At 72.1% G+C, this 14,358-nt stretch carries 13 protein-coding genes; 5 read left to right on the top strand and 8 right to left on the bottom strand.

What is annotated here, in order from left to right:
- Positions 1–66 precede the first annotated feature (66 nt).
- Entirely contained in the window at positions 67–381 is a 315-nt protein-coding gene (locus AC07AL_RS30575) for a hypothetical protein (protein WP_478318954.1), read from the top strand.
- Between the two features lie 231 nt (positions 382–612).
- Here AC07AL_RS30575 and AC07AL_RS30580 read toward each other — a convergent pair whose 3' ends face one another.
- Entirely contained in the window at positions 613–1,725 is a 1,113-nt protein-coding gene (locus AC07AL_RS30580) for a DUF6528 family protein (RefSeq protein ID WP_478318956.1), read from the bottom strand.
- A gap of 237 nt (positions 1,726–1,962) precedes the next feature.
- On the opposite strand from AC07AL_RS30580, the gene AC07AL_RS30585 reads away from it, so the two are divergent.
- Positions 1,963–2,463, top strand: coding sequence for a hypothetical protein (locus AC07AL_RS30585; protein ID WP_363632770.1), 501 nt, complete (start codon positions 1,963–1,965; stop codon positions 2,461–2,463).
- Positions 2,464–2,715: 252 nt separating this feature from the next.
- Here AC07AL_RS30585 and AC07AL_RS30590 read toward each other — a convergent pair whose 3' ends face one another.
- On the bottom strand, positions 2,716–4,005 hold the full coding sequence (locus AC07AL_RS30590) for a hypothetical protein (RefSeq protein WP_478318957.1): 1,290 nt from the start codon (positions 4,003–4,005) through the stop codon (positions 2,716–2,718).
- Positions 4,006–4,390: 385 nt separating this feature from the next.
- Here AC07AL_RS30590 and AC07AL_RS30595 point away from each other — a divergent pair, with 385 nt between their 5' ends.
- The gene (locus AC07AL_RS30595; RefSeq protein ID WP_478318959.1) at positions 4,391–5,599 is read left to right on the top strand and encodes a phospholipase D-like domain-containing protein; all 1,209 of its coding nucleotides are present in this window, start codon (positions 4,391–4,393) and stop codon (positions 5,597–5,599) included.
- 199 nt (positions 5,600–5,798) lie between these two features.
- Here the strand turns inward: AC07AL_RS30595 and AC07AL_RS30600 are convergent, their stop codons facing one another.
- The 3 genes from AC07AL_RS30600 to AC07AL_RS30610 all read right to left on the bottom strand — a co-directional run bounded on the left by AC07AL_RS30600 (position 5,799) and on the right by AC07AL_RS30610 (position 7,757).
- Complete coding sequence (locus tag AC07AL_RS30600) at positions 5,799–6,320, bottom strand: hypothetical protein (RefSeq protein ID WP_478318960.1); 522 nt, start codon at positions 6,318–6,320, stop codon at positions 5,799–5,801.
- Between the two features lie 69 nt (positions 6,321–6,389).
- The gene (locus AC07AL_RS30605; RefSeq protein WP_400336092.1) at positions 6,390–7,427 is read right to left on the bottom strand and encodes an NAD-dependent epimerase/dehydratase family protein; all 1,038 of its coding nucleotides are present in this window, start codon (positions 7,425–7,427) and stop codon (positions 6,390–6,392) included.
- Between the two features lie 168 nt (positions 7,428–7,595).
- A complete protein-coding gene (locus AC07AL_RS30610) occupies positions 7,596–7,757 on the bottom strand; it encodes a hypothetical protein (protein ID WP_478318961.1) in 162 nt (53 codons plus the stop codon).
- A 137-nt stretch (positions 7,758–7,894) separates the two neighbouring features.
- On the opposite strand from AC07AL_RS30610, the gene AC07AL_RS30615 reads away from it, so the two are divergent.
- Positions 7,895–8,842, top strand: a complete 948-nt coding sequence (locus tag AC07AL_RS30615; protein ID WP_363587115.1) for an amidohydrolase family protein — start codon at positions 7,895–7,897, stop codon at positions 8,840–8,842.
- Between the two features lie 1,125 nt (positions 8,843–9,967).
- Positions 9,968–10,174: a hypothetical protein gene (locus AC07AL_RS30620; RefSeq protein WP_400806564.1), complete on the top strand. Its 207-nt coding sequence runs from the start codon at positions 9,968–9,970 to the stop codon at positions 10,172–10,174.
- A 128-nt stretch (positions 10,175–10,302) separates the two neighbouring features.
- Here AC07AL_RS30620 and AC07AL_RS30625 read toward each other — a convergent pair whose 3' ends face one another.
- From AC07AL_RS30625 to AC07AL_RS30635, 3 genes are all read right to left on the bottom strand, one after another.
- Positions 10,303–10,707: a helix-turn-helix transcriptional regulator gene (locus tag AC07AL_RS30625; protein ID WP_478318962.1), complete on the bottom strand. Its 405-nt coding sequence runs from the start codon at positions 10,705–10,707 to the stop codon at positions 10,303–10,305.
- A gap of 401 nt (positions 10,708–11,108) precedes the next feature.
- Positions 11,109–12,884 (bottom strand): amidohydrolase, encoded by a 1,776-nt coding sequence (locus AC07AL_RS30630; RefSeq protein WP_478318964.1) that lies wholly within the window; start codon positions 12,882–12,884, stop codon positions 11,109–11,111.
- A gap of 198 nt (positions 12,885–13,082) precedes the next feature.
- Positions 13,083–14,228: a hypothetical protein gene (locus AC07AL_RS30635; protein WP_478318965.1), complete on the bottom strand. Its 1,146-nt coding sequence runs from the start codon at positions 14,226–14,228 to the stop codon at positions 13,083–13,085.
- Positions 14,229–14,358 lie beyond the last annotated feature (130 nt).

Below are 14,358 nucleotides of genomic sequence, written 5' to 3' on the forward strand. Positions count from 1 at the left end.
CCTGCTTCCCGCTCTGCTTCCTGCCCTGCTTCGTGCTCTGCTTCGTGCTCTGATCGGAGAACTCGCGTGTTCACCAACAACACACACCCCGTCGTGGTCCTGCACGACCTGGACGACGTCCGCGCCGAGCTCCTGGCGGAAATACAGACGGCGGGCGCGGCGGAGCGGCCCGGGTTGGAGGCAGCGCTGCGTGTGGTGGATCGCCAGATGATCGTGGCGGACGAGGAGCGTGTCCGCCGGTGGGCAAGCCGGATCCTGTCCGCGGCGGACGTCGACCCCGCGCTGGACTCGGTCCGGGCCGTGAAGGTGCTGCGGGACGCCGTCCCGGGGCTGGGGCTCATTTCAGCGAACGACCTGGTGAAGTCCGTTCTCCCCCGCTGACACGGGCGAGGCGCGGCAAGCCGGGGCGGGGCCGCCGTGTACATCAGCTGAGGACCTGCGGAGCTGAGGACCCGCGGAGCTGAGGACCCGCGCACCCGCGGCACGACCACGGCGACTGCCGCGGGTCGGACTGCCGCCAGGTCGGGCGCCCGCGTCGGCCGCCGCGCCGGCGAGGACGCCGCAGGCCCCGCCTCGGCGTCGAGCGTGGCCCGCGGCTGCCGGAGGACCGCGCTACCGGGGTCGGTTCGTCGGGCCCAGACCAGGAAGCGGCGTGGTCCACCAGCGGGCCTTGTACAGCTCGGTTCCGGTCAGGGCGAGCGTCCCGTCGGGGTGGTGGAAGGTGACGGCGGAGGTGCACCAGGAGCAGGGCCCCGCGTGATCGGGCGTGACGGTGAGCAGGCGACCGGTGACGGGCTCACTGCCCACGCTCTTGATCCCGCGGGCCGAGTCCTCCGCGCCCAGCCCGACGGCTTCGAAGCGGTCGAGGTGTGAGTCGTAGCGCCACAGGCGGTCGCCGGTGCTGAGCCAGAACGTCCCCGGCGCGGAGCGCACAGGTGCGAGGTCGTGTCCCCCGACTTCCGGAAGGGGGACACTGCGTTCGGGGGTGAGGGAGGGGATGTCGGGCGTGCCACCGACCCGGAGGGCCAGCAGGGTGTCGTCCCCGAGCACCCAGAGCAGCTCCGCGCCCTCGTCCCACTGCACGGCGTGGGCCCCGTCGAGTTCCTGCTCGGTATAGGTGGTGCTGCGAGGCCCCTCCGAGGCCGCGTACAGCCGCACCCATCCGCCGGTGCTGGCGACCACGGCGACGTTGCCGTCCGGTAGGAGCTCCGCGCTGTGGGGGTTGGCGGAGGTGCCGAGATCCGTGGCCCAGATCGGCGTGCCGGTCGCCGTGTCGACCAGGGCTGCCAGGCCACCCGAGGCGGTGACCAGGAGGGAGCCTTCACCGTCGAGCACCACGTCCCTGGCCTCGGTGGGCCTGGCCCAGCTGCGGGCCGGCTCCAGGTCGGCCAGCCGATCGTCGCCGTCAGCGGTCCACGACCACACCACCGGCAACCGGTCGGCCTCGGGTTCGGCCTCCCGCGCCGTCTCGCCGTCCAGGACGAGAACCTGCCGGGACGCCTGATCGACCGCGACGATCAGCGCACTGCCCCGAACGCCGGCCTGCCCGGACCCCGGATCGGCCGCAGCGAGCGGCGGACCACCCGGCACGGGTGCCTGTCCGGCCTCCTGATCAGCCGCAATGACCACCGCACTGCCGCGGGGCTCTCCGCCGCTGCCGTCCACGGCATGCGGGGCGGGGGTCGAACACGCCGTCAGCATCAGGCCGCCCAGGACGGATCCCACCCTGAGGCCCGCTCCGGCTCTTGCGCACACTGCCACGTCCCTTTCGCGAGATTATTTTCAGACTTTCCACTCTGCGTCCCGGCGCCCCGGCCCGGCGTCATCCTCGTCGCGGCGTCCGGGTGAACTCGCCCCAGCGGGCCCTTGACGTCATCCGTATAGACCGCGTGCGCGTCCGGTGGAAGCATTGGTGCCAACGGGTGACCTACAGTCACCTCGAAGTTCTCCCCAAGGAGAGTCATGCGGATCAGCACGCGTATGCGCGCCGCCTCGGCTGTGCTCACCGTCATCGCGGGCAGCCTCACGTTCGCCACGGTCGGAGCGGGAACCGCCAGCGCGGCCGACTGCGGCCAGGTGCTCGGACCTGCCCGCACCATCGTGGCCGGCGGCCAGTCGATCGGTCGGGCCTACCTCGCCTGGAACTCCTGCAGCAAGCAGGCCTACACCGAGATCAACCTCTGGAACACCAACTACGTCAACGGCAACTGGCACGGCGGACTGATCGACGTGAAGTCCAGCTCGAACTACAACTCGAACACGGGCTCGCCCCAGCCGAACGTCGGCTCGTGGTGGTGGGACTCCGGATACATTCCGGTGACCGGTGTTTCGAACACCCGCCTCTACCACGGCAACTGGAACTTCACCGCCGGCGGCCACAACTGCAACGGTCAGACCGTCACGTGGAACTTCTCCAACGGAAGCTACGACAGCAGCCAGGAGTCCCTGCCGCACTGCGACTGACGCTGACCGGCTCCCCCGGGCGGCCCCGTTCCCGCGGAACGGGGCCGCCCAGGCGGCGGACCGGTCGTCGGCGTCCGGGCGGGAGAGAGCGGCCCGCAGCTCCGGCTGGGCCTCCTCGGTGGGCGGGTACTGGCCAGCACCCGCATCCGCGCGCCGGCGCTGACGCCGCGCGCCCGACGGGCCGCCCGCGGCTGGAACCCGCCACCCGGGGAGGATGGCGGGCTCCTTCGCGTTCGGGCTCGCCGTGCGTGCTCAGGCCCGGCGCAGCACCCGGCGCAGCCAGAGGGCGCCGGCCCCGGCGGCCGTCAGGGCGAGGCCGCCGAAGGCGAGGCCCGCGGTGTGGTCGGTCCCGGTGGAGGCGAGCTGGACGGATGACGGCGCGGCAGGCTGCGCGACGTCGGCGACGCGGGCCTGCTGGATGGACGGCGCGGTGGAGGTGGTGGACGGGTCCACCGGAGCCGAGGCGCTCGGGGCGCTCGGGGAGGACGCGGAGACCGGCACGGCGGCGCCGGCCGGGGCCGACGGCGCCGAGGAGGAGGACGGGCTCCGCTCGGGCGCCTTCGTGGCGGCGGGCAGGACCTGAATCGTCGAGCGGGTACCGCAGTTCGTGGTTCCCCGGAACGGCTGGCCCTCGTTGACGAACACGCACGGGCCGAGCGTGGTGGTGCCCGCCGGAGTCTTCGCGTCGTACGACACCCGCACCCGGGCGACGGCCTTGCCACCCGACCGGAGGCTGGAGTCACGGCCCTGGAGGTACACGCCGTAGGGGTCGTCGGGCGCGATTCCGGCCACCTTGTCCAGCGTCCGCCAGGCCCCGTCCGCCGTACGCACCTGCACGGTCGCGTACCGGTCCACGAACAGGACGTTGCCGAGGTTGGTGTAGTCGGACGGCGTGGGGTTGTCGAGGGTGGCGTCGAACTCGACCGGCGCGCCGCCCGCGACGACGGTGGCGGGCACGTGGTCGAGCGAGCTCGTGATCGAGGTGACCTTGATCGTGCTGGTCACCTCGGCCTGCGCCGGCTCGTGGGGGTCGACGACGACGGCGGAATGCAGGGCGATGGACCGGAAGCCGCCGTTGGTGGCGCCGTTGTGGGGCAGGCCCATCGGCGCGCCGATCCGCAGGTCGACCCTGAGGGTCCGCCCGGCCGGGACGGTGAGCCCGGGCACCGTCCCGTCGTACACGACGCCTCCGGAGGTGCCGGTCATCACCAGGGGCACCGACTTCCACGTACCGTCGGCCGGGTCCCTGAAGTCGATGACGATCGCGTCCGACGGCGTTCCGACGTCGGTGACGGTCTGCAGCTCCAGGTTGTAACCGGTGCTCTCCTGGCCCGAGTTGGTGATGTCCTCGGTGAACTCGACCGGCCCACCGGCGAATCCGACCGAGGCCGGGGCCTGGACGGAGAGCGAGGTGTGCGACGGCTCTCCCGCGAAGGCCACCGGGGCGGCGGCCACGACCGATCCGCAGACTGCGGCGACGCCGAGGGCGGCGGCGACGACGATGGCACGACGGGTACGACGAACATGAACGATGGCGGACACAGTTCTCCCCTGAAACCGTTCTGCGGGCAGGCCGCAGCAGCGCGCTGATGACTGATGACTGAATGACTGATGGCGAGCGGGCCGCAGCAGGTTTGTGTGCGGCCGGGGGGGGCGACCACGGCCCCGCTTCTCACTGTCATAGACGTGGAGCCCGGCCAAAGGTTGCAGGCGGTCGGAAAGAAGTTCCTCCCCATCTCCGGACACTGCCGACGACGAGCGATCTCGGCGCAGCCGGACCGTCAGCCCCAGCGGGCGGATCCCGACAGGTACCTGACACACACTCAAGTTACTATCGGGTATTTTTAAGGGGCCTCACATCTCCACCCTCGCGCCGTTCCCCGACGGCGCGTTCCAGGACGCGATCGTCTCGGGCCTGAAGGCCTCGGTGGCGGCGGGCAACAAGCTGACCGTGCGGGTCCTGGTGGGGGCCGCCCCCCTTTACAACATCACCGCGCTGCCGACCAGTTACCGGGACGACCTGCTGGCCCGGCTCGGCCCGGCCGCCGCCGCCGGCGTCACGCTGAACGTCGCCTCGATGACCACCTCAAGGACCGCCCTGTCCTGGAACCACTCCAAGCTGCTGGTGGTGGACGGCCGCAGCGTGATCACCGGCGGCATCAACAACTGGAAGGACGACTACATCGACACCACCCACCCGGTGTCCGACGTCGACCTCGCGCTGACCGGCCCCGCCGCCGCCTCGGCCGGCTCCTACCTCGACACCCTGTGGGGCTGGACCTGCAAGAACACCGGAGTGCTGTCGAACACCTGGTTCGCCTCCAGCAACGGCGCGCCCTGCCTGCCGAACCTGGAGAAGGACGCCAACCCCGGCCCGGTGCCGGCCACCGGCAACCTGCCGGTGATCGCGATCGGCGGCCTGGGCGTCGGCATCCGGAGCGCAGACCCGGCCTCCACCCACCAGCCGGACCGGCCGGCCGCCTCCGACGCCAAGTGCGGCCTCGTCGCCCTGCACGACAACACCAACGGCGACCGCGACTACGAGACGGTCAACCCCGAGGAGAGCGCGCTCCGGGCCCTGGTGGCCGGCGCCACCAGCCACATCGAGATCTCCCAGCAGGACCTGAACAGCACCTGCCCGCCGCTGCCGCGCTACGACCTGCGCCTCTACGACCTGCTCGCCGCCAAGCTCGCCGCCGACGTGAAGGTGCGCATCGTGGTGAGCGACCCGGCCAACCGCGGCACGGTCGGCAGCGGCGGCTACTCGCAGATCAAATCCCTCTCCGAGATCAGCGACGCGCTCCAGGCCCGGCTGGCGGCCCGGACCGGCGACGCGTCCGGCGCGAGGGCCACCATGTGCCGGAACCTCCAGCTCGCCTCCTTCCGCGCGGCGCCGACCGCGACCTGGGCCGACGGTCACCCGTACGCACTGCACCACAAGGTCGTCGCGGTCGACGGCTCGGCGTTCTTCGTCGGCTCGAAGAACCTCTACCCCGCCTGGCTGCAGGACTTCGGCTACCTGGTGGAGAGCCCGGACGCGGCCGCCCAGCTCGACGCGAACCTGCTGGCACCCGAGTGGCGCTACTCGCAGGCCGCCGCCACGGTCGACCACACCCGCGGCATCTGCCCGAACTGAGCGCGTTCTCCGTCCGTCAGGATCTTCCGGGGCCGCCGACGTCTCAGCACCTCGGGGCGCCGGACGGTCCTGCCGACGTCGTAGCGGGGTGCCCGGTGTCCGTTCTCGGCGCTGGGTGTCCGTTCTCGGCACCGGGTGTCCGTTCTCGGCGCTGGGTGCGGCCTTCGAACGGCAGCACCGAGAGGACGCCCGTCCCCGGCTACCAGGCGGCGGTCCGGAGGACGTGCGCGGCGATGTCCTGAACCGATCGGCCGTCGGTCGGGATGCGGACCGTACCGGCCGGGGCCTGCTCGTCCAACTGCCGTGCCATCCGCAGGCTGCGCTCGATGTGGGCGCTCAGTTGGGACCCGATCTCCCGTTGGGCGAGACGCCCGCGCACGGTCGCCTCCTCGGCAGTGAGCAGCACGCAGGTGGCTCTGGTCCCCCGGCCGCCCATGGCCCGGCTGATCATCGGCGCTTCGAGGATGCTCACCGTGTCGGTGTAGATGAGGCGGTGCTGGCCGAGCGCCGCGTAGTTCGACCAGAGCGCGGCGATGTTCCGTTCGGTGATCGCCGAGCGGTGGGGGTCGCCGACGGGGGCGGGGTGGATCTGGTCCATGAAGTCGCCCTCGATCAGGCAGTGCGCCGTGCTCGTCTCCTGCAGCACTGCCGACACCTCCCAGCCGACCGTCGTCTTTCCGACGCCCGCACCACCACCGGTGAGCAACAGTTCGTAGGCCATGGCGGGCCGTCATGGCAGGCCCGGGCCGCCGCCGCGATGGGAATTCGGCGGGCCCGCCAGGGTTCGCCGTCAGAGTTCGCCCGCCAGGATCCGGCGCTCCTTCTGCGGATCGATGCCGAGCACGTCGCCCTGTAGACCCTGGGTGTAGGGCTCCTCGCGCGGGCCGCGTTCCTGCAGCCAGGCCCAGGTGTCATGCACCGTCTCGGCGAGCGGGCGACAGCGCAGCCCGGCCGCCGCAGCTGCCCGGGAGTCCGCCCGCCAGATCGCGCCGGCGCTCCCGTTGTCATCGAACTCCGGGTACCAGAGCGGGAGTTCGCTCCACGGCCGGACGCCGGCCGCGCGCAGCCGCTGGTCCTCAACCCAGACCAGTTCGGCGTTCGAACCGCTGGCCGCCGCACAGGCCGTGAGCAGTTCGCCGTAGGTGCTCGACCCCGGCAGCGAGGTGGTCACGAACCGGCCGCCGACGCCGCGTTCCCCCAGGTCCAGCCCGAAGGCGGCGAAGTCCCTGGCATCGACCAGTTGGATCGGCAGGTCCGGCCTGCCGGGGGCCAGCACGCGCCCGCCGCGCGCCGTCCGCTCCAACCACCAGGGCAGCCGCCCGATGCTCTCGTGCGGGCCGATCAGCAGACCGCAGTTGAGGACGGTCGATCGATCGGTGCCGAACTGTTCGAGCACAGACCGCTCGCAGCCCGCCTTGAGCGCGGTGCTGAATGGCAGGCCGGGTGGCGAGTCGGCCGGGCAGTCGTGCAGCGGCGAGTCCTCGTCGACCGGCCGGTCGGGCCAGCGGGCGAAGGCGTGGACCGAGGAGACGAAGACGTAGTGGCTCGCGTGCTCGCGCAGCAACCGGGCCGAGGTGGCGACGGCGTGCGGCTGCTGGCCGCTGGTGTCGATCACCGCCTCCCAGGCCCGGTCGGGGCCCGGCGCCCGCTCGACCAGCGCGGCCAGGTCACCGGCATTGTGGCGGTCGCCGCGCACCGTCACGGTGCCCGGCAGGTCGGGTCCGGAACGGCCTCGGTTGAACACGGTGACCTCGTGGCCCCGGGCCAGGGCCTCCGTGACGAAGGCGCGGCCGAGGAACACCGACCCGCCGAGAACGAGGATTCGCATGTGACGATCGTGCCCCGGAGGCCGTGCCGCAGAACCGTGCGGCATCCGGCGGGTTCTCCCGGTCCCGCTGAGTGGCCGAGGCCCGGGCCGGGCTGGGCCGTAGCCGTGGCAGCGGCGGTGACGCGTGCCGTGTCCGTGGGCGAGCTCGTCGCCGCACTGCGGGGGGGGTCAGCGGCAGGGGGGATCGCTTGGGGACGGTCCGGGGGCCGGGAGAGGAGAGCCCGGCGCGGGCGAGGTGCAGGAGGCCAGTTCCCGAAGCAGCTCGGCGCGCAGTTCGAGGTCCGGGCCGGGGTCGGCGGCGAGTTCGCGGGTGGAGTCGATGGATTCCATGCATCCGGGCTCTCTCTCGCGCGGTATCCGGCATACGCCCGCGGACTCGTTGCGACCGATCCGGGCCGATCCGGATACTCGGTGCGCAAGCCGGCGCGGACCTGCGCGGCCGCCGCCGTCGAGGAAACGAGGAACGCATGCGACTGATCGCTGTCGAAGAGCACTTCCTGCCGTCCGAGCACGGAAAGGAGGTGATGGCCGGGTATGGCCTACCACCCGCTGCGGCGGGCCCGTTGGCGGATCTCGGCGCGGGTCGGATAGCGGTCATGGATGCGGCCGGCATCGATGTCCAGGTGCTGTCGGTGGTCGCTCCGGCCGCTCAGGAAGTACCTCGTCCGCGTGCGGTTGACCTGGCGCGGGCGCTGAACGACCGGGCGGCAGAGGCGATCCGGCAGTACCCGGGGCGATTCCGCGCGCTGGCGAGTCTGCCCATGCCCGTCCCTGAAGCCGCCGCAGCCGAAGCCTTCCGTGCGGTGCGCGATCTGGGGTTCTGCGGAGTCATCATCAACGGCCATACCGGTGGCCGATTCCTCGACAGCGCCGAGTTCGAACCGGTCCTCGCGGCGGCGGAGGAGCTCGGGGTCCCCGTATACCTGCACCCGACATATCCGCCGGCTGCTGTCATCAAGGCATACGGAGCAGGTCTCGACCCGGCTGTCGCTGCGTTGTTGGTGACAGCAGGGTGGGGCTGGCACGCCGAGACCGGGATGCACGTCCTGCGCATGGTGCTGGGCGGTGTGTTCGACCGGCACCCGCGTCTGCAGGTCATTGTCGGGCACATGGGGGAGAACCTGCCGTTCTCCCTGCTGCGTGCCGATGAGGTCCTCAGCCGTCTGCGGCCGGGGCACGAGTCCGTCGCCGACACGGTGCGCTCCCACGTCCACCTCACGATCAGCGGGTACACCACCGTCGCTCCCCTGCAATGTGCGCTGACGGTGTTCGGAGCCGACCGGCTGATGTTCTCCACGGACTATCCCTTCGGAGACCCCGTCCAACACGCCACGTTCCTGCAAACCGCTCCGCTCAGCCCCGAGGACCGCGACAAGATCGCACACACCAACGCTGAACGCCTTTTCAACATCTGAGACTTGATGTCGCCCTTCCAGGTGGCAGTGGCCGACGCGGCGCCAGCACGGGTTCTCCACCCATCCCCTTCGATCAAACACGAAGGCGCCTCATGCAAGTGACCCACCACCGAAACACCAGGGGCGGCACGCCACTCGTGAGCAGACCGCACAGACCGCAAAACAGCAGGCTGGCACGGCGCCGGGCACCAGAACGGCGTCCTGCCCGGGCGGTTCCCCGCAGGCCCGACGCCGCGCGCTCCGCTCAATGGAGAGTGCCTCCGATCCCCGGTACACCCGCTTCCTCCACACCGAGTCAACCGATCAGCTCGAACCGACGCCGAAGGTCCGCAGTTCGTAGTAGTCGCCGCTGTACGTGCCGTCGGGTCCCTTCTGGAGCATGAAGGCCACCGGGCCGGAGCGGTGGAGCGGGCTGTCGATGGGGGCCCGGCGGCGAAGGCGGTGTCCACTCTGGGCTTCATGGCGTCCAGCCAGGTCTTGGTGGACTCCGGTTCCGCTCCTGGGTGATCCAGGCCGGCACAATCATGGAGGAAATCGGCTTGCTTCGCGGCGGTGGCCGTCACGTGGCAGGACCAGGTCGTCAAGTCGCCGTCGATGGTCCACGCCGCGGCGATCCACATCGCGGTGTTCCCGTCCTGCTTGACGCCCGAGGCGTGCCAGACCGTCGGCCGGCCGGGGAAGTCGACCTTCTCCCGGGCCTTCATGGTGATGCCCCAGGTGGTGGCCAGGTGGTTCAGATACGACTCGCCGGTGTACCCGGGCTCGATCACCTGGCTCCTGACCGTCGGAGCCTCGGCGGCGGCCACCGGCTCGGTGGGCCAGTCCGCCGGACTCCCCACGCTCGGGGCGGCGCTGGAGGGTGCTGCCGTGCCAGCCGGGGGCGGTAGGTCCGGGCCTTCGCCTGGGCCGAGCCGAGTGGCGGCTTCGACTCCGGGCCGGTGCGGCTCCTTGCCGTGCGAGGACGAACAACTGGCCAGGACGGCGAGGGTCGCTGCGGTCACGGCAAGGCGCGTCAGGGGGTGAGCGGCACTCAAGAACGGCTCTTTCGGGCTGAGGTGTCGCGCGGTCGACCAGGACGGCCCCGCTCGCCGACGCGAACGACGCCCTGGTCCCGCTTTGGGGGTCGTGATCCTAGCCGCCGCGATCGCCCTGCTGGCGGGTGCGACCGCGCTCCTCCTCAGCCGACGGCGGCGTCTGGAGGGCCGGCCGCAGGCCGAGCGGCTCTGGAACCAGGCCTGGTACTGCGCCCGGTGCGGCACCGCTCACTTCCCGCCCACCGCCGGGCAGGGCACCCAGGCACTCGTCCTCGCGGACTTCCGCAAGGCGGTCTGAACGGCCGGCGGCTACGGCGACCTCGCCGAGCAGTACCGGCCGTAGGCACACGTCCGCCCGGCCTGGCCCGGCTGGGGCGGGCGTGCGTCTGCGGGGCGGGTGAGGCGGTTCGTGCTGGTGGGGCCGTGTCAGCGGGAGGGGCCGATGCCCCAGGCGGCGGCCCGGGCGGCCGCGGCCGCGCGGTTGGGCAGGTCGAGCTTGGCGAGGATGTGCTCGATGTGGGTTCCCACCGTGCGGGGCGTGATGTGCAGGCGCTCGGCGATCTGCCGGTTGGTGCGGCCGGCGGTCAGTTCGGCCAGCACCTGGAGTTCGCGTGGCGAGAGCCCGCCGGGCCGGGGCGCGTTCGCGGCCGGGCCGGGCGTGGCGAGCGCCTCGGGTGGCGGGCCCGCGTGGGCGGTGACGGCCGCCGCGAGGGCCTCGGTGAGGAGGGTGACCACGGCGCGCGCCGGATCGGGCGCGCGCCGCGGCCCGCGGGTGCTGACGTTCAGCATGCCGACGTACCGGCCGTCGGCGGCGAAGAGGCACTGGGCCACGCCGTCCTCGATACCGAGGGGGCACAGCACCTCCCGGAAGCCCGGGGATGCCGCCAGGAGCCGCCCGGGAACGTCCCCGAGCCACAGGGGCGCCCCGGGCCAGCCTGCGGAGCACCGGGAACACCGGGTCGCGGTGCAGGCGGGTCTCGATGTAGGCCGTGGCGTCGTCCGGGTAGCTCCCGGCCAGGGTGGTGTGGCGCCGGCGCAGCGGATCCCACCTGGTCAGGGAGGCGTGGTCGTACTCCACCACCTCCGACAGCGCCGCCAGGAGCGCGTCGACGCCGCCCGCACCGCTCGTGGCGCTCCTGGCGGCCTCGCGCACGCGCAGGGCCGCCTCCAGGATGTCCGCACCGCCGCGCTGTGTTGCCATCATCCAAGGATGATCATGTGCCCGGGTTGCGTCAATCGCGCAGGGTGTCGTGCACGATGTGCCCGTCCATGACGGTCAGGACGACGGGCATCGCCGGGATGTCGTGGGCATCGGCGGCGAGCAGGTCCCCGTCCAGCACGCAGAGGTCGGCGACCTTGCCCACCTCCAGGGAGCCCTTCCAGTCGTCGGCGAAGTCCTGCCAGGCCGCGTCGATGGTGTAGGTGCGGATCGCCTCGGCCAGACCGATGCGCTGCTCGGGACCGCTGACCCGGCCGTCGGCCTTCGACTCGCGCAGCACCATGGTCGCCACGCCCTGGCGCCAGTCCGGGAACGTGACCGGGGCGTCCGACCCGCTCGCGACCCGCACCCCGGCGTCGATGGCGTCGCGGTAGGGCCAGGCGTAGGCGGCTCGCTCGGCGCCGACGAAGTCCTCCTCCATGTCGGCGACGGTCCACTTGATGGTGGGGTTCATGTTGACGCCGAAGCCGTGCGCGGCCAGCACCTTCATGCCGTACGCGGTGAGGAAGTCGCCGTGGATGACGTAGTGGCGGGCGTCTGGCCGCGGGTGCTCGGCCATGGCCGCGGCGAAGGCGTCCGCGACGGTGTCGATGGCCCGGTCGCCGGTGACGTGGACGCCCACCTGGTGCCCGGCGGCGTGGGCGTGGCGGATGATGGCGGCGATCTCGGCGCTGCGCTCGGTGTCGCTCCGGCCGCCGACGCACAGCGAGCCGCAGCCGCCCCCGACGTACGGCTCGTGCATCCAGGCCGTCTTGTTGGGCACGACACCGTCGGCGAAGACCTTGACGCCGTGGATCGCGAGGCGGCGCGGATCGGCGCCGCCGGGGGCGGCGGGTTCGAAGGGTTCGCCGGACCCGCCTGACCCACCGGACCCACCGGACCCGCCGGGTTCGCCGAGGGCCGTGAGCACGGCGAGGCCGCGGGTGAACTCCTCGGTGGTACTGGCCATTCCGGTGGGCAGGAGCAGGACGCCGACGCGGGCGGTCAGTTCACCGTCGGCCAGCAGCCGGCGGTAGACGTCGAGGGTCTCCGTGCCGAGCGCGCCCCGCATGATGCCGTCGCCGCCGGGGCCGAGCCCGGGCTCGGTGTAGCTGGTCACGCCGAGCCGGGCCAGCGTGGCGAGGGCCGACCTGACCGCGTCGGTCCGTTCCTGTCGGCTGAGCGCCGGCAGCGCGTTCTGGACGAGGTCCTGGGCGCCCTCGTGGAGCAGCCCGGTGGGCTCCCCCGCCTCGTCCACGACGATGGCCCCGCCGGGCGGCGCGACGGTGTGCCGGTCGATCCCGATCAGCTCCAGCGCCTTGGAGTTGACCCAGGTGGCGTGCCCGGAGAAGGAGTACAGGACGACCGGGTGGTCCGGGCTCACGGCGTCGAGATCGAGCCGCGAGGGCAGCCGCGACGGATCGGCGACGCACTCGTCGAGGTAGCCGGTGTCCCAGCCGTGCCCCGTGATCCACTGCCCGTCCGGGACCCGGCCGACGGCCTCCCGCACCGCCTCGGCCACGTCCGCGAGGGAGGACACGGCGGGGTGGCCGAGGTGGAGGGAGAGCGGCGGCGACGCCATGCCGAAGGCACATCCGTGCAGATGCGAGTCGTTGATGCCGGGAAGCAGCGTCGCCCCCCGCAGATCGACGACCCGGGTGCCCGGTCCGATGAGCGGTGCGACGTCGTCGCGCCCGCCGACGGCACTGATGAGCCCGCCGGTCACCGCCAGGGCCGAGGCGACGGAGAACTCCGCATCGACCGTGACCACCTGCCCGTCGAGAAACACCAGGTCCGCATACGTGTGCACAGAAAGGCCCCTTTCGAAGACCGGGCGCACCACGGCCGCCCGGAAACGCTCTCCCGAGGACTATGTCCGTGCACCCGTCCCTCGCACATCGGTCATCCCACCGATACACGCTCCCCCGGTAGCGGGGTGACACCCCGTGCCCTATCCGACCCGGCGCGGGCCGTGCCGGGTCGGATAGGGCACGGGGCCGTGCAGGGGCTACATGGTCCAGCGGATGGTCAACGGCTTGCCGTAGCCCGCGAGGCCTCGAAGGAGCAGCTCACCCAGGACGATTCCGCTGTCGGTGACGAAGAACGGCATGGAGTACGGGAAGTCCTTCGACCACTCGGGAAGCGCGATGACGGACCCGTCGGGGTTCCAGCGCTGCGCGTAGAGCTGGGCGCGGGCCGGCCACGGGTCACTGGTGTACCCGACGATGACGCCCTGGTCGTTGATACCGGTGGCGACGCTCGTGAGCGTGGTCGGCGCGAGCGGCAAAGGCGTGCCGTCGACGGCCCAGCGCGCTGCCTGTCCTCCCAGGCTGCCCACCACCGTGCCCGCGTTGTTCACGGCCTTCGCCTGGCTGCCCGCGCCCAGGTCGGAGACGGCGCCGGCGGCGTTCCAGACGAGGGCGTGGTCCGCGCCCGGCTCACCGCCCGGCCGGCCGGCCCCGATCACGACGCCGGAGTCGGTGATGCGGGCCGCGCTGCTGGTCACGTAGCCCGCCGGCACGTCGAGCGCGGTGACGGTCCCGTCGGGGCTCCACGCCACCGCCCGCCGGGAGACGATACCGCCGGCCGGGTACGAGTAGCCGACCGCCGTACCCGAGCTGTTGACGGCGACGGCCTCGCTCTCGGTGTCACCCGGCAGCGGCGGCAGGACGACGGGGGCACCGCTCGGCGGCCACGCAACGGCCTGCTTCGCGGCCGCCGCGCCCCAGGAGGACCCCACCGCGGTGCCGTTGTCACCGATCGCGGCAGGGGCCGCCGTCGTGTCGCCGGGCAGCGGAAGCAGTTCGGTCGGTGTGGACGGGGAAGTCCATCGCACCGCGTGCTGCCGGCCCCCGACCTGCGCGGCGGAAGTCCCCACCACGGTAAGGGCGTTGTTGATCCCGACCGGACTACCACCGGCGTCCCCCGGCAGCAGCGCGAGTGGTTCGGTCGACCAGTCCGCCCTCCAGAGCAACATGTACGTCCTGATGTTCTCGTTACGGGTGAGGTCCCCCACGATGACGAAGGAGACGCTGTCCCCGTTGCCGTTGGCGGCCTTGAGCTCACTGGAGTAGGTACCGGGCTCGATGGGCGGCGACCCGACCGAGATACCCCCGGGATAAGGGTTGGCGGCCGCCGCCGGTGCCGAACCCACGGCCAGGGCCGCGGCCGTGGGGGGGGGGGGGGGGGGGGCGAACGGGGGGGAGGGGGGGTTTTTTCTGGGGTGTTTAGTTCCTTTCTTTTGTTTGTTTTACGGAGGGACTACCGAGCCGAGGGCGCACCGC

This window comes from Kitasatospora sp. NPDC043949 (genome assembly GCF_056435365.1).